Here is a 22438-nt window from a genome sequence, read left to right as displayed (position 1 = left end):
GAACCTGGTGGAGAGGAGTGCCCCTAGCCCCGCGACGTGAGAGCCGATGCGGCGCCCTTGCACCGTACCGCTCTGTAAGCGCTTCCACAACCGGTCACGAAGTAGTGAGGCCTTCTTGTACAGCTCTGGCGAAACCTCGCCTTCCCCATAGCCCACCTTCATGCGACCAGCGTCAACCTCTTCTGCTAGCTTCACTACTTCGATCATCCCTGAGAGGTAAAGGATGGCGCCGGTTTTGATCTTGACCCGGGTCTGTCTCTCGTCTTTCAGGGTGATGCCGGTGACCTCTGCGTTCTCGATGACTGGCAGAACGGAGAGTATCCAGATGCCGATCCTGGCACTCCGTGGCCATTTACCCATCCAGTAGATCCACCATATGAGTACGGATTGCATCAGGTCGCTCCACTGCAACGGGTGAATCATGAACCAGACGACTAGTTCATTGTCTTGGACGGTTTGCCTCTTCTGCCAGAGTTTGCATATGTCTCTCCACTCAAACAATGGCTTCTCGTTGCGATGCAAGAGACGGCCAATGTTACGCTTGTGGAAGTAGACGATCAGCGCACTCACTAGGCCGAAGAAGATGTTCCAGGTCAGTCCCAGGCCATAGCCGAAGGATACGTCGAGCCCCAGACCGATGTGAATACGTAAGGTCAGTAGGAAAGCACAGACGCTTCCCAACATCGAGGCTATGGACATGGTCCGGGTGCATAGCAGGATGATTGCCCAGATGACCAGGCTCCAGCCGGCTATTGCAGGGTGTAGGGCGACGATGCCTCCCAGAGCGGCTGCAACAGACTTGCCGCCTCCAGGGTGCTTCTCTGTGACCCAGAAGTACAGAGAATATGCGTGGCCCAACATGACGAAGATGAGACACAGCATGCCGAAATCGACGCCAAACTCGGCTTTGGCCAGTGTTACTGGCCCCCAAGCTTTGAGTGCGTCAAAGATCAGCACCGGGATAGCGATTCCCCAGCTCACTTCGCGCCCAATGGCGGTGAAACCGATATTACCAGAACCGTAGTTCCGGATATCGAATGCGCCACCTTTCGCGAACTTTCCGAACCAGTACCCAAAGGGGAGCGACCCCAGCAGGTACGCGAGCATCACCAGCCCTACCTGCAACGAGATATTTTGATACATTGCGTTCACACCCTTCGGGTAGTTTTGTACGTCTTCGCTCGCAGAGACACTATCAAAAAATGGCAGTAAAAGCAATATTTTCTGCCATTTTGTCAAGAATATTATTGATTACACATTGAATCTGAATAGTGCGACGTCTCCGTCTTTGAAGATGTAAGTTTTTCCTTCGGTGCGGACGAGGCCTTTGGTGCGAGACGCGGACCAGCCACCATTAGCTACGAGGTCCTGCCAGGGGATCACTTCAGCGGCAATAAAGCCACGCTCAAAATCGGTGTGGATCACGCCAGCCGCTTGCGGGGCGAGAGTACCTTCCTTGATCGTCCAGGCACGAGTTTCCGGCTCACCGGAGGTGAAATAGGTGATAAGCCCGAGTGTTTTGTAGGCCTCTTTGATCAATCGGTTTAGGCCTGAATCTTCCATCCCTAGAGTCTCGAGGTATTCTTGCTTTTCAGACTCGTCAAGCTCATTGAGATCGCTCTCAATCTTGGCAGAAATGGGGATCAATTCAGTTGGTAGTTTGTAGTCCTTAGTCTGTAGGGAAGACCAATTTTTGAGTTGCTCCTCTGAACAATTGGCTATATACAGAATAGGTTTCGATGTTAGAAGAGAAAGCCCTTTAACCGCTTCTTTTTCTTCCTTGGAAAGTCCTGCCGCTCGGGCGTTTTTGCCGGCATAGAGCTCGTCTTTGAGCTTCTGCAGCGCATGGTGCGTTGCTTGGGCTTCCTTCGATCCCGATTTGAGTTCTTTTTCAACAGAAAATAAGCGCTTCTCAACAGTCGAAATATCAGCCAGCTGAAGCTCGGTCTCGATCGTTTTGATATCCTCGACAGGATCAATTTTACCTTCGACATGGACGATATTCGGGTCCTCGAACATACGGACAACCATGGCGATCGCATCGCACTCGCGGATATGGGCAAGGAATTGATTCCCGAGTCCCTCTCCCTTGTTCGCGCCACGGACCAGACCGGCGATGTCGACGAATTCGATTACTGTAGGCACGATTTTCTTCGATTTCGAAATTTCGGTAAGTGGTTTCAGGCGCTCATCCGGCACCTCGACTACGCCGACATTCGGCTCAATAGTGCAGAAAGGATAATTCTGGGCATCGGCCTTGGCACCGCAAATAAGGGCGTTAAACAACGTCGATTTACCTACGTTAGGAAGTCCAACAATGCCTATTTGCAAAGAAATGATCGCTCCTTGTTTATCGTCTTAATGTTGTTCCTGACCACTGATGTCATATCCTCGCTCGGTCAGAATGCTCTCAAATATTCCGATTGTTCGCTTGACTTCTTCTGTGAGCAACGGCAATTTCGCCTGAAAATTTGCAGGTGTTATTTCTTCTCTGGCTTGGACTTTGGCGACCAACCTGTGTTCTAGTAATTTTCTCAATCCTGAAGTATCTTCGGCTGTAAAAGGATCGGTCAGGATGCCAAATAGCTCATTGAAAACCACATATCCAATAACTAGTTCTGCATTGGATAATCGCTCAATATGTTCTCTGTCAAATGATGGTTCGTCAGAATCTCTTTCCGGCTCGGTAGGAATGCCTCTTGGTTCCCTTGGGTCCATTTGTCTCTCCTTGATAGTTAGATCCGCCAGTAACAGATTCATTCTAGCAGATTTGAGGCTGAATGTGAATGAGATTCAGTATTTTTGGCATTGTGGTAGAATTGAAATGTCAATTGTATTGATGAGCAAAAAATATTTTTGTGAACTAAAGTGATTAAAAAATTTAATCCTAATCCACACGATAGACAAATAATCTAGTATTTTAAAATGATTAGGTAGAGGATCGGTGATAGAAATGAAAGACCTAAAATCGATACAAAATTTATTAAGTGATGTAGAGGAGCTTTTTGAGAAAGATTTTAAAAATCAAACTGACGGAAAATTAAGCAATAATTTAACTGACCAAGTAATTCTTGGCCTTCTAGTAAAGAGCTCGAAAACCATAAGAGCGATAAAATTAATATCATATGGTTTTGGAGAAGACTGCATCGTTCTAGCTCGAACAATATTTGAGAATTATCTTAATGTTAAATATATCTTGGATGAAGATGAAGAAAACCGATCCAAATTATTTATATATCATGGCTTTTATGATGGTTTTAAGAAAATCGATAATGGACTGCTTAATGGAATTGAAAAAAAGAGCCTTGAGGAAATTTATACTCCAGAGGTTAGAGAAGAAACTGCAAAAATAAGAGATCGTGAATATCGTTGTTTGAAGGAAAAGGGCATGAAGACCAAGAAGGAAAGTTGGTCATTACGGTCTATGAAAGATATGGCTGAAGAGATCGGAGAAACCGAAAGCTACGAAAAGATCTATTGGGTCATGAGCTTATATACTCATCCAAGCGCAAATTCTTTGAGGGATTATGTGCAATCGAAAGGCAAAAATTTGACCTTCCTTGATGTACCGTCGGCTAATAATATTGAAGAAGGTTTAATTGTTGCTATTGATTTTTTTCTGAAACTTTTAAAAATGTTGTGTGAAAGATTCGGTATCGAAATAATGAATAAATTGTCTAATGCTAGAGATGGACTAGAGCGGATAATTAGTGAGGAAAAAAAGGACGAGTAAAATTATTTTCGACCGAGAAAATCACACCAGTTTAAGACTGCCTAGGCGCATTGACGAAGAGGTAAATTAGGGTTATCATATTATTAACACTAAGTATGAAGAAATATCCGAGTCCAAAACCTGAACATTTGAAGTTTGCGGTGCTTGCCACCGACGTAGTTTTGTTTTCTCTACGCGATGGTGAGCTAGTGGTTCGCCTGATCGCCGTTGATCGCCCGCCGGCATTTCCTGCGGGAAGCAAGGGTTTTCCCGGAGGCTTGATCCGTCCCACGGAAACAGCAGAAGAGGCGGCGGTTCGCATTATCAAAGATAAAGCTGGTGTTTCTGAAAAAAAGTTATATATAGAGCAACTTCGCACATTTAGTGCTGTGAATCGTGATCCACGTGGTAGGGTGGTGTCAGTTTCATACCTTGCCATGGTGCCATGGGAAAAACTTTCCGAAAAAGAGAGAAAAGATACTCCAGAATCATGGTGGGCTAAAGTTGGTGATGCTAAGCCGCTCTCATATGATCACGACGAGATGCTTTTTGAGGCTTTGAAGCGCCTAAGGTCTAGGGTTAGCTACACGACCTTAATACAGAAACTAATGCCGAAAGAATTTACGCTGGGAATGCTTGAGAAGGCATATGAGGAAATTCTGGGGGTGCCGCAAGATAAGCGCAATTTTCGTAAAAAAATTGCTAAAATCAAAGTCCTTAAGGAACTCTCCGAGAAGCAAACCGGGGAACCATATCGACCGGCGCAGCTTTACAAATTCGCCTCCGAAACAATAAAGGATATTGAGATAATCTGAGTAAAACTAATATCTAATAACGAAGAGCCAATTAAGTTCTAGATCGAAATTCTAAATAACCCGGTAAATAATTGAAAAATGTCTTGCACATCCTGCAGGATATTTTTTTATTATCAGCTCCAGGACTGATGAAAGCCAGGAGATAGTGTATATAATACATAGTGTAGCATTGACACTAAGACGAGGTGAGAGTATAACTATGCCAAGGTGTAACATATACACTAAGTAACTCGGGAATCGTTAAGCGTCCTTCCGAGAGGCACATTAACAAAGGAAGAGGGATCGAAAATGACCAAGAAAGTCGGAGTGGTCGTCGCCCGTTTCCAGGTCGCCGCGCTTCATCAGGGGCACTGCGACCTCATCGAGTATGCGCTTGCGCAATGTGAGCGGGTGCTCGTAGTCCTAGGCATCCCCGGTTCGCTTCCGACCAACCGCAACCCGCTGGAATATCACATGCGGGAGGCGATGGTGCGGGAGGCATATCCGGAGGTCGAGATCATCGGCCTACCTGACCAACTCTCCGATGCTTACTGGTCGGAGACGCTCGATGCGCTGATCGCCGAACGTTGTCACGGCTGCGATGTTGTCCTCTATGGCTCCAGGGATTCGTTCTTTGGGGTCTATGGTGGACACTTCGCGACTGAGGTGTTTGAGCCTCGGTGCCACGACAACGGCACCTCCGCTCGGGCGCAGATCGCTGAGCGGGTGAGCGTCACTCCCGACTTTCGGGCCGGGATCATCTACCGCGAAGAGACTCGGACACCACGGGTCTACGTGACGGTCGATGTGGCCGTCATGAACGACGAAGGCGAAGTTCTGCTTGCGACGAAGAGTCGCGAGCAGGGCAAGAAGTGCTTCGTCGGTGGCTTCATCGATCCGGATGACACTTCGCTCGAAGCGGCAGCAAGCCGTGAACTCCACGAGGAAGTCGAAGGGCTCTGCACCGAAGGCCCCTTCATCTACATTGGCTCGACCAAGATCGACGATTGGCGCTACCATGGCACCCCGGATGTGGTGATGACTCACATGTTCATCACTCACCGGACCTGGGGCTACGCCAAGGCGAGAGACGACATCGATGCTGTCGCGTGGGTGCCGATCGACGAGATTGAGGCGGTCCTGGCAGATTATCATCTGCCGCTCGGGAAGATGCTCAAGGCATACATCGCGAAGTAGATTTGAAACAGAGACGAAAGGATGAGAATGATGAAAGAGTTCAACCTAATCGAAGCGACGGATTCATACAAGGTGACGCACTTCCGGCAGTACCCGCCTCAGACGCAGAGGGTCTACTCCTTCTACGAGAGCCGAGGCGGCGAGTTCCCGGAGGTCGTCTTCTTCGGCCTCCAGTACATCGCAAAGCGCTATCTCGCGGGCCCAGTCGTATCGGCCGAGGACATCGAGGAGATGCGCGAGGAGTTCGCGCTCCACTTCGGCAACACAAGCCTGTTCAACCAAGCCGGCTGGGAGCGGATCGTCAACGTCCACGGCGGGTGTCTGCCTGTCGAGATCCGGGCTATTCCGGAGGGGACGCCGGTGCCAACTCACAACGTGATGATGACGGTGGTGAACACCGACCTCGAGCTTCCGTGGCTGACCAACTACCTTGAAACGCTGCTCTGCCAGGTCTGGTACCCGTGCACGGTAGCGACGCAGAGCCGCGAGATGAAGCGGATCATCCTCCGGTATCTCACGGAGACCGGCGACCCCGCCGGGATCAACTTCAAGCTCCATGACTTCGGCTTCCGTGGTTCGACCACGGTCGAGTCCGCGGGCATCGGAGGCTGTGCCCATCTGGTCAACTTCCAGGGCACCGACACGATGCAGGCGCTGCGCGTGGCACGCAAGTACTACTGCGAGCGCATGGCAGGGTTCTCTATCCCGGCGGCGGAACACTCGACCATCACTTCGTGGGGGCGGGAGAACGAGGTTGCGGCTTATGCCAATATGCTTCGCGCCTTCCCCTCCGGCCTGGTGGCGGTGGTATCCGACAGCTACAACATCTACGAAGCCTGCAGCCGCCTCTGGGGCGAGCAGCTTCGGAGCGAGGTCCTTTCGCGCGATGGTACCCTGGTCGTCCGGCCGGACAGCGGCAACCCCACCCTGGTGGTACCGCATGTCCTCGAAGCCCTGGGCGAAGCCTTCGGCTACGAGGTCAATGGCAAGGGCTTCAAAGTCCTGAACCCGAAAGTCCGAGTGATCCAGGGCGATGGCATCGACTTCTCGATGCTTGGGTCCATCCTCGAGACGATGAAGGCTGCCGGCTGGTCGGCTGACAACATCGCCTTCGGCTCCGGCGGCGGACTCCTGCAGAAGATGAACCGCGATACCTGCAAGTTCGCCTTCAAGTGCAGCGCGGTCCAGATCGACGGCGGCTGGCAGGACGTGATGAAGGACCCAGTCACTGACCCGGGCAAGCGCTCGAAGGCCGGGCGGCTGGCCCTGGTCTGCGATAAGGACAACGCCTATGCGACGATGCGCCAAGAGGACGCGTCGGTGCAGGGCTACGAGGATCTTCTCATTCCGGTCTTCCGGAATGGCGAGGTCCTCATCGACCAGACTCTCGCGGACATCCGCGAGCGCGCGGCGATCTAGCCGCGCATGAATATCAGGCTCTGTTGTAAAGCAGAGCAACGAGCTAAAGGCCGTCCCGAGCAATCGGGACGGCCACTTTTGTTATTTGACTTTGTTGTTGCAAGGACTATTATTTAATTAACCACAAGATATCAACGAGGAGGTGGTCGGCATGGAGGGCGCTCTTAGGATGTTTCCAAGTGATCCCGCGGAGAGGGAAGCACTTCTTACACACAACCAGTGCCGAACTGCGTTTGCCCTAGGAGGGGCAACCTACAACTCATATCTCGACGGCTCTCAGTCGGGACAACAGCTTCGCGATGATATCGAATCCATCCTCTTGGGCAGCGATCTTGCTTTGATAGCCCAGGATGATGCGCGATTCTGTGCGTGTGCAACCGCACTGAACTTGGCTGAATTGGCGATTATCGCTGAGCAGACCCCATGGGGTACTGCTCCAGAGTGGCATCACTACAGCACTCTCGACGATTACGTGCTTGCGGGAATAGACCATGCCCGCGGAGGGGTGCCTCTAAGCCCACACCAGCCTGAGTGGGAATGCGAGAAGGCAGTTGCGGCGGCTTATGCCTGGGCTGGCGAGCGATCGTTCGATCAGCCTGCGAAGGCGGCTGCCACCGCATGAAAGTAGTACCGGACGGACCGAGTAATCTCGGCCCGTTCCGCGTTTATTACCAATATTGAAAATGTTAGAATAGTTCTATGGTAAAGAAAATGGCAAAGGCGCTAGCATTTCCAGTGATTTTTTTGATATCGATCATCGTGCTTTTTGCTGTTTGGAATGTGATAGGGCTACCCACAAATCAGGAACTTGTTGGTGTTGCCCGCCATTATTTCGAAATATACGGGTACCCAGTCTTATTAATTTCTGCCATTATCGAGTCGATCCCGATAATATACATTTATTTTCCGGGCTCATCGGTAATACTTCTTGCGGCTGCGATGAGTCGGCAGGGGACGATGAACCTCTGGGGCGTAGTTTTTACCGTTGCGGCGGGAATAATTATCACTTACATTGCGAACTATTGGATCGGATATTACGGCTTGCACAAAGCGTTTATCCGATTTGGGCTGAAAGATAGCGTTGAGTCGACTAGAACAAGCCTTGAAAAACACGGTGACAAGTGGCTTTGGCTCACGTATGGCCATCCAAACTTTGGCGCTCTCACATCTCTGACTTGCGGGATAACGAAATATTCTTTTAAAAGGTTCTTGGTCTACTCGTTTATTGCGACGGTTCTGTGGTGCGGATTTTGGGGTGTAGTTTGTTACTTCAGCTCCGGTGCGATTATAAAAATTGTCACCTTGCGGTGGCTTTTCTTCCTACTCATCGTCGCGCTAATAATTTGGAAGGTAATCGTAGAGGTCAGAAAATTTAAGAAAAGTTCTAGTTCAAATTAAACAGCCGTTCTTTAGGGACAGAGGGCTTAATTGCGGGGCAGCCCTCTAGCCCCTAAAACCCCTACTCCTGCACGCATATATTGTATTGCCTCAGCCTTCAAGACACTCCAAAATTTAGTCGCGTCGCTCCTGCAGTTTCGGGCTCTTGTATGGCTGAAGCCACTATTTAAATATTTTTAAAATTATACTCACAAAAACAACGGAGCCCGGCCTCAGGGAGGTCGGACTCACGGTGCGAAACTCGTCGCTATGAAGTTGTTGTGCGGCTACGTGTCGTCGCTGGCAGTCTGCTTCCGCCGGAAGCTGGGACCGCAAAGGAACAGCGATCCTACCCCGAAGAGCAGTACCCCAGCGCAGGCGATCCCGAGCTCGAAGGCTCCGGTCCATTTCAGGAGCATGTAGCCCCCATGGACCCAGTCAGCCTCGATGGCGACGGCGTAGATGTAGCCCGACCATCCGCCGGCGATGGCGATGGCGACGGCTGCCAACCAGCGCATCACGCTGGCGCCGCCGAAGCGAAAGCCGATGAGCGCGAGCAACGCTCCGAAAAGGGCGAGGCCCAACGCGCCAGTCAGATTCAACGTCTGAATCATACAGACTCCTCCTTGTTCGCCGTTCTGTGGCGAACGGTATAGTTGGCGAACAACGTGGCTGCATACTACCACATCTGGCCATAAATGTCAATCCCTCACCCGAGGTGGATGAGGGATCGGCGGTGCCCGTGGCGAGCAACGTTGGGTTGTGGGTAGCGAGGCAGACCTTAGAAGGCCTTCCTGTTGAAGCCTCGCATCATCTTGAATAGTTGTTCCCCGTAGAAGTGCCTCTCAACATTTTGCACTATATTGCCATTCGACATATACGAGAATGCAGCGCAAACGTGGAATGCGTGCAGGTCCATGTCACCATAGACCATGATCTCGATATTCGGCTGGCAGCGGGTTTCTTCGTCGCCAACTGCGCAATTCTCCTTGGATTTCAGCATCTGGTCCAGGAACTGGCAGATTTCTTCGCCAGATGGTAGCAGAGCTTCCCTTCGGCAAAAAGACTGGCCTTCGCCATCGGGGAATGCACAGCTCGTAAGCACGGACAGCTTAGTAATGCCGAATCCCTCAAGGGTTGGCCTCAGATACTGAGGTTTTCTTGGGGTTGGCTGGCCGTACTTTCTTTCGAGCATCTGCTCGAAAGCTTCGCACTTCTTGGGAAAGTCACCTGGCCGGCAGATCTTGGGTTTGCCGTAGTTGGCGATCGCGATTAGGTATCTCGCCATTACTAGCGCGGCAATGCCCATCAGGATCAGGGTGAGCTGGTGCGTTCTTGCCCCCTGCATGAGAGTCATCACTCCAGCACAGCTTATGGCTATTACGGCTATTGGCGTCATGCAACCGAATGATCTCAAGAAAAACAGCCCCTTTCGTAGTATCGTGGCGAACAAAAGACATTATACATAATATAGGCAGTTTTTCAACTAAAATTACATTCAAATTTACTATTTATGTGCTATTATGGGCATATGGAAAAACTTGTTTTGATAGATGGCAACGCAATCATTCATCGGGCGTATCATGCGCTTCCGCCGAATATGTCAAATTCGCGAGGCGAACTTACCAATGCGGTGTATGGCTTCACGACCACGCTGATCAAGGTACTTGAGGATTTGAAACCGGAGCATATCGCGTGCTCTTTTGATCTTGCCGGACCGACTTTCCGTCACGAAGCGTATTCAGACTATAAAGCGACGAGGGTGAAGGCTGATCAGGAACTCTACGATCAGATTCCGCGAGTAAAAGAGATCGTGAAAACGATGAATATTCCAATCTATGAAAAAGAGGGATTCGAAGCGGACGATGTCGTCGGCACTATTGTCGAGCGACTTAAAGATGATAAAAATATCCAGATTTATATTGTCTCGGGCGATAAAGACATTTATCAGCTTATAAATGGGAATGTCTTGGTTTATAGTTTGCGGCATGGGCTTAACAAATTGGAAATCGTCGATCACGCTACGATTTATGAGGAATATAATCTTGATCCGCATGATTTCATCGATTTGAAAGCGCTGGCCGGCGATCCGTCCGATAACATTCCCGGAGTCCCGGGAATTGGGCCGAAAACAGCGACGGAACTAATCCAAAAGTTCGATACACTGGACAACCTATATGGTCAAATTGCTAAATTGCTAAATTGCTCACTTAACAATTTGACAATGCAACAATTTAACAATGAGATGGTGGAAAGTGTCGCGAAAGAGCTTAAAGTTAAACCAAGAATAATCCAACTTTTGCTGACAAATAAAGATCAGGCTTTTCTTTCGCAGAAATTGGCGACGATTCACAGGGATGTGCCTATCGATTTTTCTCTTGAAGACGCGAAGTGGGGAGATTATGATAGGGACAAGCTCAAGGCTCTCTTCGAAGAGCTTGGATTTCGATCGCTTCTTGCAAGATTCGGTGTCGCAGAGGCGAAACAAGGAAGAAAACCGACAGAGGAGCAGAAAAAAAAGGACGAGCAATTGAAATTGCTCTAGTTCATAAAGTCCATAAAGTTTGTAAAGTTCATAAAGTCAAAATTGCAGATATGTGGAAACATTTGAGTGAAAAGGGTGTTAAACTGCCCAAAATAACATCAGAAGAAATTAACGAGAAAGTTAGGCCGGTTTTGCGTGAAATGGAGAAAAATGGGATTAAACTTGATGTTCTTGCGATCGATAAGCTGTGCAAAAAACTGACTAAGAAGGCTGGGAAACTGGAGAGCGAAATTTACAAGATTGCTGGCGAGAAATTCAATATTGCATCACCATCGCAAATGGCGGAGATATTGTTTGAGAAAATGAAACTTTCGACGGAGGGGCTCAAACGGACACAGAGCGGATTCTCGACGGCGGCATCGGAACTCGCCAAAATTGAAGACAAAAGCAAAATTATCAAGCCGATTCTTGAGTTTCGTGAGGTAACAAAGCTGATTTCGACCTATTTGAAGCCACTACCAACACTTGTTGATGAAAATTCAAGGTTGCATACAAATTACGGTATGGAAACTTCGACCGGCAGGATAAATTCGACCGAACCGAACCTGCAAAATATCCCGATCAAGGGCGAATACGGGACAGAAATACGCGCGGCATTTGTGGCGGAAAAAGGAAATAAACTGATTTCGGCTGACTATTCTCAAATTGAACTTCGAGTAGTTGCTTGCCTTGCGCAGGACCAGACGATGATGGCGGCGTTTAAATCGGGAGAAGATATTCACGCTAGAACGGCGTCGGAGATATTCGCTTTACCGATAGATAAAATTACGCATGCCGAGAGACGGCTCGCAAAAGTCGTAAACTTTGGGATTCTCTATGGCATGAGCCCGTATGGACTCTCGCAAGCGCTATCCATCCCACAAGAAGAAGCGGCCAAATATATCGAGCGCTACTTTTCGATCCACTCGGGCATCAAGAATTATTGCAACCGCATGATCGATACAGCGCGAGACCAAGGCTATGTCGAGACGCTTTTTGGTTTCAAGCGCTATTTGCAAAATATCAATTCGCCAAACCGCTACATTTCGGAGGCGGAGGAGCGGATCGCCATCAATTCGCCGGTCCAAGGAACGGCGGCCGAGATCCTAAAATTATCGATGGTAAACTTGCACAATGTATTGGCAAAAAAATTCCCCGATGCCAAAATGCTTCTTACTGTTCATGATGAATTGGTTATCGAGACGGCAGAGAAAGATGTGGCCGAGATCGAAAAAATAGTGAAGCGTGAGATGGAAAGCGCGATTTTCCTTTGTGTGCCGATAGAAGTTGAGACCGGGGTGGGCGCCAGTTGGGCGGAGTGCAAGTAGTAAATGTCAAAATCCAAATTTCAAATTTCAAACAAAATAAAAAATATCAAAAACAAAACTTTAAATATTTATAAAAACGCAACCGCCCCTGCGAAAAAGCTGCAGGAGCGGGCGAATGGTCGTTGGCCCCGATGGGGGCTATACGTAGAAGTAGATGTCCGAAGGGTCAACCCCTTCGGGACAATGAATCCGGTCGCCATAGTATGGGCGAACATCTGCGTCCTTGTTGATGAGGCAGGCCAAGGCCGTGGATCTTAGGACCTTCCGGACGTCTAGCCAGGTTGGCTTGGACGGCAGTTGTACGTCCATCGTGCTGAGACGGTCAATATCGAACTTCTCGGCAATGAGGCGAACGAACTCGGGTTCGGCAGCGAAGTTGGGCATCAAGGAGTCAATCTGGACTCCGGCAAGGGAGACGAGTGCACCAGCGAAGACGTTGATTCCTGTTGCGATCTGCAAGCCATTCACCCCTTAGTGGACGTATGCAAATTTTATATCACAAAATTAGAAATTTTTCAAAATGATAAAGCTAATTTACGGACAAGATACTTATCGGTCAAAGAAAAAATTAAGCGAGATACTCGCCGAATTTTTGGTTTCTGATCCAAACAAAATGAATTTGGAACAAATTGATGGTGCCGAAATGGCATATGGAGATTTCGATCGTGCAATTTCGACGATGCCGTTTTTGGCTGAAAAAAGATTGGTTATCATCACGAATTTTCTTACGAAAAATAAGGATAGCGATTTGAAATCTAAAATTGCTGATCGCATTGGGAAAATTTCGGATCAAGTCGACATTATATTTTTTGAATCTGGCGACCCAGACAAAAGGGTCAGCCTTTTCAAGAAATTATCAGCTGATGCGGAAAACTTTGCGCCACTTGTTGGCTCTGATATTGATAAATTTATTCTCGAAAATATCAAGAAATCCGGTATGGAAATTGATTTTCAGGCAGTCAGGCTATTGTCATCTGGCCTTTCTGCTGACCTTAATCGCTTAGAGAACGAACTTCAAAAATTGATTTTGTATGCAAAATCGCAGGGCAGAAAAAAAATTATTGAAGCAGATGTTTTGGAACTTGTTGAGATGGACAACAATGCCAATGTTTTTCATTTTGTCGAGGCGTTGTCCGGAAAAAATCAAAAAATGGCACCGCAGCATTTGTACAACCTAATCAAAATTGGAGAGCCTGAGATCAAGATTTTATCCATGATTGTATATCAGTATAGGAATATGATTATTCTCAAAGATTTTATTGAATCAGGAGAGGCGGTTGCTGGATTGGCCAGCAAAGCGAAGATGCATCCTTTTGTCGTGCAGAAAACTTTGCCGATCCTGAAAAAATATTCACTTGCCCAACTAATCGGCGTCTATTCGTATTTGCAAAAAATTGATTCAGAAATAAAAACCGGCGAAATCGAACCAAGGATTGCGATAGATATGATTGTAGCGAAACTTGCAATGTAGTGGTAAAATTATATTAAGAAGCGGTAAGCAAAACCTGTTTGTAGTTTGTTGACGAGTGGTTGCCCCACTTCGTTCAGGTTTGTCTCGAATCTTACAGGTTCGCAAACAAATCTTCACTACGAGGGGCGCGACGGACTATTGGATTTATAAAGTGTCGCGGAGGGAGATTGAACAAAAAAAGTGCAGCAAAAGTAGCTAAGAGACGGAGTGGTCTTATTGGATTTTACTCACGCAAGTTTATTTTCTTTTGCGGAGTTTTTCTGCTTGCGTTTTTGGCATTTAACTTTATTCAAACAAATAAATATTCGGCTGATGTAGAGAGCATAAATATAGGGAATAGCAATCAAAACTCTGTTATTAGTGTCTCGGTTGACGATAATGGCATTATCAGATTAAACGGCAAGAATGTCGGTAAAACGGAGTTGGTGAACGGATATGATGAAATCCGCCTTCCGGTCTTGGATAATGGCGGTGAATATTATGACCAGTTAAAGATTCTGCTCAGCTTACCAAAAGGTTCTGCTTACAAAACGAAGCACGAAATTCTAGCGATTCATGGAGTTGGGTCAACGCAGACGTATGTAAATGATCCAGATACGATAGAATATGACGCTTCACAAGTTTCGGCATACGCCACGATTACTATTGTTGCCCAAATCCCAAAAGGAGTGATAAACCACCCGATCATTGACCAGATAATCAATTTCTTCCGCGGGCTTGAATTTAATGTTTGGCTTCTTCTGGCGCTTGTTCTACCGATTATTACGTTCCTTTATATGACATTTTTTCTGCGATATCTCTACCGAATCAATAAAATTGATTCGCCTGATCGTGAAATATCTGCGCCGCCGATGGCGTTGCCGCCGGCTATTGTCGGAGCCTTGTTTCGCGGCAAAGTCGGTTCTCGTGAGATTGCCGCCACGCTGATTGACCTTGCCCGCCGTAAAGACATAGTCATACTTGATCGGGAGCGGGGATTTGCCTTCTCTAAAGGCAGGTTTGATGATCGTCTTTTGGGGTATGAAAAAATTTTATTATCAAAAATATTTCGCAATAATTTGACATCCGACCGAGCCGAAATTGAGCGTAGAATCAATAATCACCTCTACAGCAAAAAAATGTCGATAGTTTCTGCGGGGATTTATGCAATTACAACACGGCTTGGTTATTTCAAGGTCAACCCGAGAAGTATTCATGCAAAATATCGATTGATTGGAATCCTGACTTTCCTCTTTGGATTAACCGCCTTCATCCTAAGCCTGAGATTCCAACTTATCTCGACTTACTCCTCATTTTTCTGGGTTGGTATGATGGTTTCGGCCCTGATCGTAGCATTTTCCGCTTCAAATATTCCGCTTCGAACGCAAATTGGCAACGAGGCGCTGTCCAACTGGTTGGCTTTTAAAAAATTTTTATCAAACCCAAAACCGATTCCTTATACGCCGACGGTAATAGAATTATTTGAGGCATATCTGCCATATGCAATTGTCCTTGATTGCGAAGTTGAATGGGCAAAGAGATTTGAAGAACACAATTTCATAATCCCTGAATGGTTTTTGACAGATAAGGTCGGCCTCGGCTTAGACGAATTTTGCCTATCTCTTTTTCCAATTGTCAGTTATGTTGCGCGTAGTTTCGCCGCACTTAGGGAACCTGGATTTGAGTAATGAATTCATCGATTTCAAAATTGTTGTATGGCGGGGGTATTTTTTTTGATATCTTGAAATGGTTAATTTTAGTCGTTATCGTCGTAACGATAATAAACTCATACTGGTACTCGATATTTCTTGTTGACGGGGTGTCGATGGAAACGAGCTTCATGAATAAGCAAATGATGCTATCTGACAAAAGTTTTTATCGCGGAGAGGCTGACCCGGAGAGAGGAGAAGTAGTAATTGTTAAGTATCCTGGCGATCCGCAAAACAAACAATATTTAAAAAGAGTAATCGGCCTGCCGACGGAAAAGGTGGTGATCGCCAAAAATAAAGTTTATATCAACGGAAAAGCTCTCGAAGAATCATATATTTCGCCTGGGACAGAGATTTTTCCATCCGGCACGTGGACGCTGAAAAATAATGAATATTTTTTAATGGGCGACAATCGGCCCCAATCAAATGATTCGAGATATTTCGGCCCGGTGGAAAAACGATTTTTTGTTGGCAAAGCGATATTTATGATTTACCCGGTTTTTCAAGGAGTTGGATTGCCGAGATATAATATTTGATTGATTGCCTGAAAATGGATAAAATGTAGGTAACATGTTGAGGGGAAAGAAGGGAAAAAGGAATAGCTTCTTGCTGATTTTGGTGATAATATCCATTGTCACTTTTGCTGTTGTGAATACTTTTCTTATGCGGCAGGACCAGAAAAAAGCAAACGCATCGTCTTGGTATGATTATGCTTGGCGTTATCGGAAAGTTGTTACGATAGACCACACGTTAGTTGCTTCCAATCAGTCCAGCTTTCCGGTCCTTATTAAACTTGCGTCAGACTCCGATATTGTCGCCCATGCTCAAACTGATGGCGACGATTTATTGTTCACGTCCTCCGACGGATCGACCAAAATTCCGTATGAGCTTGAGAACTACAATTCTTCAACGGGAGCAACAGTTGCGTGGGTTAAATCCAATATTTCTTCAACTTCCGATACCATATTGTATTTGTACTATGGCAATGATTCTTGCTCTCCGCAAGCTGATCCAACCAATGTTTGGGATACAAATTATAAAATGGTTCAGCATTATAATGAAGCATCAGGCACGCTTTATGATTCAACTGCGAATAATAACGATGGCACTGCCTCTGCGAGCGGAATTACATACGGTGCAACGGGTGAAATCAATAAAGCACTCGGGTTTGATGGATTAACTGGGCAGGTTTCTGTCGGGGATTCCGATAGTCTTGATATTACATCAAACCTAACTCTTCAGGGTTGGGTCAAACGCGATTCTGGTTCAGAGATAAATAGTGTGGTGTCGAAAAGCAATTACTCTCTGAAAGTTGGTCATGATGACAAGCCATATTTTCAGATTACAACCGGTGCTGAGACGGCGGTAAATCTCGGAAATCCTGCAACCGGGACTTGGTGGACGCCGGCTCAAATTGTCTTTAACGGAAAATTATTTATTTTTGGCGATAATGGTACTATATATCGGCTCGATGATGGCCCAACCTGGACAGGCGTAGGTACTATAACCAATATGACATGGAATGGCGCCGCCAGCTTCGTAGTGTTTGGTGGAAAACTTTACATCGGTACGGGTACGGGGAGTAATGGTACAGGCACAATCTTTGAATGGGATGGAAATACCACGTGGACTGCAGTTGGCTCTTCGCTGAACCGCGGGGTAAATTCGATGGTTGTATACAATGGAAAAATTTATGCAGGGACGTATGGTGCGGCCTGCGTGGTTTATCGCTACGACGGAGGCACGACATGGACCAGCGTGGGGTGCCCGGGCGCAATGGCCGGTGTGAATAGCTTGGTCATTTTCAATGGCCAATTATATGCTGGCGGTACTGGAGTTTATCGCTACGACGGAGGCACGACATGGACCAGTATCGGATCCCCGGGTAATGTGGGCAAATTGTTGGTATTTAACGATACAATATATGCTTCTGTAGCTACCACTACTGCCTATCGTTTTGATGGTGGCACAACTTGGACTGCCTTGTCTGGCACTGCCACCACATACAATGTCTATGCGTTAGTTTCATACAATGGAAAGCTTTATGCGGGCACAAGAGGAGGCAATTATCTGGGGACTCTTGAAAGATATGATGACGGTGTTGGGTGGACAAAGGCAGCCACATATGGCGCCGGTGTAGTGAGTGCCGGGGTGTATGATGGAAAAATATTTACTACTCCGGATCATACTAACCATGCAATTTGGCAGACAGGGGAAGGTGCGGCAGTATATTCATCCGATGCATTAGCTGCGAGTACATGGACACAAGTAGCAGGAACATACGATGGCAGTACCCTGACAATTTTAGAAAACGGCGTTTCAAAAGGGACTAAGTCAAAAGCCATGGCAATAGCTGCCAATACCGGTAGTTTATTGATAGGAAAATCAAGCGGCTCTTTGGCTTACGAGAAAAATTTTCAAGGCAGTTTGGAGGATATCAGAGTATCAAGTACTGCCCGCAGCGCCGATTGGCTTTTGACCGAATACAACAACCAGAGTGCTCCAGATACTTTTTTATCGTTATCCGCTGAAGAGCAAGGCGATGTAACCCCACCAGAAAATCCGACTACTTTTCATGCATATGACACTGCAGCAAAAGGGACCGAACTTACCACCAATAATTGGTATAATTTCGGGGCTCCGTACTTTGAATGGTCGGGAGCAGCAGACAATGAATCTGGCATAAAAGGGTATTGGGTATATTTTGGAACGGATCCGTCTGCTATTCCTTCTACTGCGGGTGATTATCAAGCACATGTAGGAGCGATTGGGGCAACTCAGAATTATACCGTATCAGATGAGCTTGTGACGGGCAGCACATATTATCTAATCATCCAGACACAAAATGATGCCGGTCCGCCTAATGATTTGGTTGCCCCAGAGGTATATCTTGTCTACAAATATGAAACTGTTACGCCTCAACCACCAGAATATATCAATGCTTCTCCAACGGGATGTTCAACGGCATCAACATTTACATTCACCTGGCCGGATGCCTCGGATTCTGGCGGATCCAGCCTGGCGGGATATGAATATAAACGTTGGACAAATGGGCCAGTGGCATTTATTACAGACACCACAATGACGGTGTCCCCGATGCAGGAAGGTGACAACGTTTTCTATGTAAGGTCAAAAGATCATGCTGGTAATTTATCCTCTTGGCAAACGGCAATTTTCTGTTCCACCGGCATTGCCCACATCATAGATGGGCCCTATGTCACTGCAGGGCCGTCATCGATGGCGGTTACTTGGACATCAAGCAAAAATACAACCTCGCTTGTTCAAGTATATGATGGCAATGTCTATGTGTCAGAACAGGGTAATCAAACTTATGGCTTATCGCATAATGTAACGGTAGTCGGCTTGAAACCGGAAAAAACGTACCGCTACAAGCTTGTGTGGCTTGATCAGTCGGCGAACGCTGGAGAATCCGAATGGTTTGAAACAACTACGGCAACTACTCCGCGAATAATTAATCCCAAAGCAGAAACAATTTCCCCGACGCGGGCGTTACTTTCATTTCAAACAAATTATTTATCCAGTATTTCGATTCGGTATGGGGCAGGGGTTTACGGGGATCCTGTGCCTTTGCCTGGCCAAGCAACAGCCTTCACATATGAGCTTAGTAACTTAGAGCCAGGAACAAATTATCAGATTGCGATTGACGCGGTCACTTCGTTAGGCGCGGATTTTTCTGGTGGTGCAACATTCGCTACACCGCCGGCGCCAAAAATAACCAATTTGCGCTTTCAACCGGTCACGGATAAGCCATACGCCACTATGAGCGTCACGTGGACCACAAATGTGGAAACCACTTCCTCGATCCATTTCGGGCCCATCGGTGGCAGTTTCAAAGAAATTTCTTCATCGGAGAAAGTAAAGGAGCATTCTTTGGAGATTGGTAATTTAAGCGACAACACGCAGTATCAGGTCTACGCAACCGGCATTGATCAGTATGGAAATACTGCCACTTCTGATACAAATACTTTTAAGACCGCCCTGGATTCCAGGCCGCCAGTAGTTACTGATTTAACTATTGAGTCGAAAACCGCATCGGGCAGTGATGGAAATAAAGCACAGATTGTGGTTTCCTGGAGAACAGATGAGCCGGGAACATCACAAGTTGAATATGGCGAAGGAGTATCGTCTGATTCATATGGATCGAAAACTCAAGAAGATCTCTCGTATTCGAATGCCCATGTAGTGGTTATTTCCAATCTAGATCCCTCAAAAACTTATCATTTGCGTGCAGTGTCTAAAGATGCTGCCGGCAATATTGGTTTGAGTGAAGATAACGCCGTAATCACACAACGGGCCCAGCAATCGGCGCTTAATCTGATTATTCAGGCCTTTCAAAAAGCATTTAGCTGGGTCAGAATATTTGGGCAATAAAATTTTTGCAAAATAAAAAATCACCTTGGCGTATCCTTGGTGATTTTTTTAATCTATGCAGATTTAGAAACTTTTTTTGCCAACCTTGATTTAAGACGGGCGGCTTTATTTTTATGGATGACGTTCTTTTTTGAAGCGATGTCGAGCTCTCTGTATGCGGCGGAAATTTTTTTATCGGCATCTTTCTCGCCTTTGGTTATAGCAATCTTTGCGCCTTTGAGTGCACCCTTAATCTTAGCCCTAGTAAGGTCGTTTTGTGCAGTTCTTGTGTGCTCTATGCGTAGTGTCTTTTTTGCTGATTTTTTGATTGGCATAATATTTCCTTATTGATACGAAACTGATTGTAGCAGAAAGAAAAACAATTGTAAAGGAATAATGATAGCCGAAATATTGCTAGACTTGGCTAGACAGCAGCTAGAAAATTGACTAGCAGCGCGGCGACTAGCCAAGGCTAGCCATTGAACTGCGGTTTGCATTTAAATTCATCTTGACTTTCAAAACACCTTCCGCTATATTCGAGTGTTTATCATTAACTGAAGAACGAAAGGACTGAAGAACCAAAGGACAAAATTGTATCAAGCTGTTCTTGGGTTCATAAGTTTCTAAGTTCTTAAGTAACTAAGTGGAACTTTCGCCCAAACAACAAGCGGTGACGAGAATTAAGGAGGCGAAAAAGATTTTAATTCTCACCCACAAGGATCCTGATGGAGATGCTCTTGGCAGCTCTCTGGCGCTTTTGTCATTCTTCAAAAACATCGGCAAGGAAGCAATTTCCGTCTGCAACGAGCCTACTCCGGAGGTCTTCAATTTTTTGCCAAATGTCTCCGAAATTTCCCGTGATTTTGCCGGTGTTCGCGATTTTGTTATCTCCCTTTCGACCAAGGATGTGAAAGCTGACAAAATAATGTATAAGGTTTCTGATGATAAGCTCAATATTATCATTTCGCCGAAATCGGGCGTATTTACGAAAGAGATGGTTGAATTTCCGGAAGGGGGCTTCAATTTTGATCTTATTATAGTATTGGATTCTCCAGATCTCGAACGGTTGGGCACGCCATTTGAAAAAAATCCCGATCTGTTTTATGAGACACCGGTCATAAACATTGATCATCATTCCGGCAATGATTATTTTGGCCAAGTGAACTTGGTCGATGTGACATCAACCTCAACTGCAGAGATATTGGTTTCTTTGTTGGAAGCACTATCGCCGGAAAAATCGCCATTCGATGAAAAGATTGCCACCCTTTTACTTACCGGAATAGTCACCGATACCGGCTCGTTCCAAAATACGAATACAACTCCGAAATCGCTTACTGTCGCAGCCCAGTTGGTAGCAGCTGGTGCCAAGCGCGACGAAATTATCAAAAATATTTATAAAACACGGCCTCTTTCAACACTACGACTTTGGGGCCGAGCACTCGCCAATATCCACGACGAAAAAGATTATGGCTTTGTCTGGAGTTCTCTTTCTGCCAATGATTATGTTGAAGTGGGTGCAGCTGAGTCTGAATCTGGTGGAGTGATCGACGAGCTTTTGAAAACCGTTTCTGGCGCCAAATTTGTTCTTTTACTCTCTGAAAAAGGCGGAATTTTGAACGGCTCGCTTCGTTCAGTCGAAAAAGGTGTCGACGTTTCTGCTATAGCGAAACTATTTTCTGGGGGCGGCCATTCGCAAGCTGCCGGTTTCGAAGTGTCTGATGTTACGCTTGAGAACGGCTCGTCGGCCATTATTCAAAAAATTCGGGAATACACGAAAGAGATGAACGGTAAACTGGTTCAGCCAGTAGAACAACCGAAGACGAATTAAGCTTGTAAAAACAAGCAAAATGTTGTAATATCAATTTGTTAATAAGTAATTAGGAGACTTCGTCAGGTTAAAGTGAAAAGATCAAAGTGAAAAGCGATTCAAAAACTTTGCACTTTACGCTTTACACTTTCTACTTGGCGCAGCCAATACACATGGCAGAAGTAAAGAAAAACACGAAGAAGGCAGGGGAAAAGGTTGATCTGATTAAGAAATACAGATCGCATAAAGACGATACAGGTTCAGTAGAGGTACAGGTCGCAGTTTTGACCAAAAAGGTTTCTGATCTTACCAAGCATTTAAAGGAGCACAAGAAAGATTTTGATTCCCGCCGCGGTCTTCTTTCGATGGTTGGTAAAAGACGAAGACTTCTGAATTATCTGAAAAAGTCAGATGAGAAGAAATACGAGAAGCTTATTTCCGATTTAGGTTTACGGAAATAAGAGCGGAATATTACTCCACAGAAAAATTCACAGAAGGACACAGAAAACGCTCATGAAAAAGGTTCAGTGTGGGTATGACCAGCGAAATTATCTGTGAAATTCTGTGAAAAAATTCTGTGAGGTAAATACAATATAAATTAGTAACAAGAAGGATGGGTTGGTAGGTGAGAGGAAATTGCAAAAGAAATTTCCGGGAACTCAGTTGACACATAGTTAACTCGGTAGTTGATACGGTTGTTAAAACAATAGTATTACTACTGGTTCAACTACTGTATAAACGATTGTATCA

At 46.3% G+C, this 22438-nt stretch carries 21 protein-coding genes; 14 read left to right on the top strand and 7 right to left on the bottom strand.

The window, feature by feature from the left end; all coding sequences use genetic code 11:
- The 3 genes from WC080_02965 to WC080_02955 form a co-directional block, all read right to left on the bottom strand.
- Positions 1-1143, bottom strand: a 1143-nt coding sequence (locus WC080_02965) for a glycerol-3-phosphate acyltransferase (GenBank protein ID MFA7244221.1), incomplete at its 3' end; no start/stop codon positions are given.
- Positions 1144-1251: 108 nt separating this feature from the next.
- Positions 1252-2337 (bottom strand): redox-regulated ATPase YchF, encoded by a 1086-nt coding sequence (ychF, locus tag WC080_02960; protein ID MFA7244220.1) that lies wholly within the window; start codon positions 2335-2337, stop codon positions 1252-1254.
- Positions 2338-2358: 21 nt separating this feature from the next.
- Positions 2359-2718 carry a hypothetical protein gene (locus tag WC080_02955; protein MFA7244219.1) on the bottom strand — a complete coding sequence of 120 codons (360 nt, stop codon included), beginning with the start codon at positions 2716-2718 and terminating at the stop codon, positions 2359-2361.
- A 235-nt stretch (positions 2719-2953) separates the two neighbouring features.
- On the opposite strand from WC080_02955, the gene WC080_02950 reads away from it, so the two are divergent.
- The 6 genes from WC080_02950 to WC080_02925 all read left to right on the top strand — a co-directional run bounded on the left by WC080_02950 (position 2954) and on the right by WC080_02925 (position 8520).
- Complete coding sequence (locus tag WC080_02950) at positions 2954-3733, top strand: DUF5677 domain-containing protein (GenBank protein ID MFA7244218.1); 780 nt, start codon at positions 2954-2956, stop codon at positions 3731-3733.
- A 95-nt stretch (positions 3734-3828) separates the two neighbouring features.
- A complete protein-coding gene (locus tag WC080_02945; GenBank protein ID MFA7244217.1) occupies positions 3829-4527 on the top strand; it encodes an NUDIX domain-containing protein in 699 nt (232 codons plus the stop codon).
- A 288-nt stretch (positions 4528-4815) separates the two neighbouring features.
- Positions 4816-5703, top strand: coding sequence for an NUDIX domain-containing protein (locus tag WC080_02940; GenBank protein MFA7244216.1), 888 nt, complete (start codon positions 4816-4818; stop codon positions 5701-5703).
- 30 nt (positions 5704-5733) lie between these two features.
- Entirely contained in the window at positions 5734-7122 is a 1389-nt protein-coding gene (locus tag WC080_02935) for a nicotinate phosphoribosyltransferase (GenBank protein ID MFA7244215.1), read from the top strand.
- A gap of 151 nt (positions 7123-7273) precedes the next feature.
- The gene (locus WC080_02930) at positions 7274-7744 is read left to right on the top strand and encodes a hypothetical protein (GenBank protein ID MFA7244214.1); all 471 of its coding nucleotides are present in this window, start codon (positions 7274-7276) and stop codon (positions 7742-7744) included.
- Between the two features lie 77 nt (positions 7745-7821).
- Positions 7822-8520, top strand: a complete 699-nt coding sequence (locus tag WC080_02925) for a VTT domain-containing protein (protein ID MFA7244213.1) — start codon at positions 7822-7824, stop codon at positions 8518-8520.
- 266 nt (positions 8521-8786) lie between these two features.
- On the opposite strand, the gene WC080_02920 is transcribed toward WC080_02925, so the two are convergent.
- Both WC080_02920 and WC080_02915 read right to left on the bottom strand, forming a co-directional pair.
- Positions 8787-9113, bottom strand: coding sequence for a hypothetical protein (locus WC080_02920; protein MFA7244212.1), 327 nt, complete (start codon positions 9111-9113; stop codon positions 8787-8789).
- A 167-nt stretch (positions 9114-9280) separates the two neighbouring features.
- Positions 9281-9847 (bottom strand): hypothetical protein, encoded by a 567-nt coding sequence (locus WC080_02915; GenBank protein MFA7244211.1) that lies wholly within the window; start codon positions 9845-9847, stop codon positions 9281-9283.
- A gap of 183 nt (positions 9848-10030) precedes the next feature.
- On the opposite strand from WC080_02915, the gene WC080_02910 reads away from it, so the two are divergent.
- Both WC080_02910 and WC080_02905 read left to right on the top strand, forming a co-directional pair.
- Positions 10031-11044 (top strand): 5'-3' exonuclease H3TH domain-containing protein, encoded by a 1014-nt coding sequence (locus WC080_02910; protein MFA7244210.1) that lies wholly within the window; start codon positions 10031-10033, stop codon positions 11042-11044.
- Positions 11045-11094: 50 nt separating this feature from the next.
- Positions 11095-12351: a DNA polymerase gene (locus tag WC080_02905; GenBank protein MFA7244209.1), complete on the top strand. Its 1257-nt coding sequence runs from the start codon at positions 11095-11097 to the stop codon at positions 12349-12351.
- Between the two features lie 138 nt (positions 12352-12489).
- Here the strand turns inward: WC080_02905 and WC080_02900 are convergent, their stop codons facing one another.
- Positions 12490-12810 carry a hypothetical protein gene (locus tag WC080_02900; protein ID MFA7244208.1) on the bottom strand — a complete coding sequence of 107 codons (321 nt, stop codon included), beginning with the start codon at positions 12808-12810 and terminating at the stop codon, positions 12490-12492.
- A gap of 61 nt (positions 12811-12871) precedes the next feature.
- Between WC080_02900 and holA the strand changes: the two genes are divergently transcribed.
- The 4 genes from holA (at position 12872) to WC080_02880 (ending at position 19902) form a co-directional block, all read left to right on the top strand.
- The gene (holA, locus tag WC080_02895; protein MFA7244207.1) at positions 12872-13822 is read left to right on the top strand and encodes a DNA polymerase III subunit delta; all 951 of its coding nucleotides are present in this window, start codon (positions 12872-12874) and stop codon (positions 13820-13822) included.
- 167 nt (positions 13823-13989) lie between these two features.
- Positions 13990-15489 (top strand): DUF2207 domain-containing protein, encoded by a 1500-nt coding sequence (locus WC080_02890; GenBank protein ID MFA7244206.1) that lies wholly within the window; start codon positions 13990-13992, stop codon positions 15487-15489.
- On the top strand, positions 15489-16046 hold the full coding sequence (lepB, locus tag WC080_02885) for a signal peptidase I (GenBank protein ID MFA7244205.1): 558 nt from the start codon (positions 15489-15491) through the stop codon (positions 16044-16046). The genes WC080_02890 and lepB overlap by 1 nt, the downstream gene beginning before the upstream one ends.
- Positions 16047-16080: 34 nt before the next feature.
- Positions 16081-19902, top strand: coding sequence for a DUF2341 domain-containing protein (locus WC080_02880; GenBank protein MFA7244204.1), 3822 nt, complete (start codon positions 16081-16083; stop codon positions 19900-19902).
- A gap of 53 nt (positions 19903-19955) precedes the next feature.
- Here the strand turns inward: WC080_02880 and rpsT are convergent, their stop codons facing one another.
- Entirely contained in the window at positions 19956-20216 is a 261-nt protein-coding gene (gene rpsT / locus WC080_02875; GenBank protein ID MFA7244203.1) for a 30S ribosomal protein S20, read from the bottom strand.
- A 335-nt stretch (positions 20217-20551) separates the two neighbouring features.
- Between rpsT and WC080_02870 the strand changes: the two genes are divergently transcribed.
- Complete coding sequence (locus tag WC080_02870; protein ID MFA7244202.1) at positions 20552-21709, top strand: bifunctional oligoribonuclease/PAP phosphatase NrnA; 1158 nt, start codon at positions 20552-20554, stop codon at positions 21707-21709.
- A gap of 152 nt (positions 21710-21861) precedes the next feature.
- Positions 21862-22149 (top strand): 30S ribosomal protein S15, encoded by a 288-nt coding sequence (gene rpsO, locus WC080_02865; protein ID MFA7244201.1) that lies wholly within the window; start codon positions 21862-21864, stop codon positions 22147-22149.
- Positions 22150-22438 lie beyond the last annotated feature (289 nt).

The organism is Patescibacteria group bacterium (genome assembly GCA_041674405.1).
Taxonomy (GTDB): Bacteria; Patescibacteriota; UBA1384; order XYA2-FULL-43-10; family XYA2-FULL-43-10; genus JBAYVT01.
The sequence above is the reverse complement of the archived record's forward strand: the minus strand, read 5'-3'. Positions and strand labels throughout refer to the sequence as shown.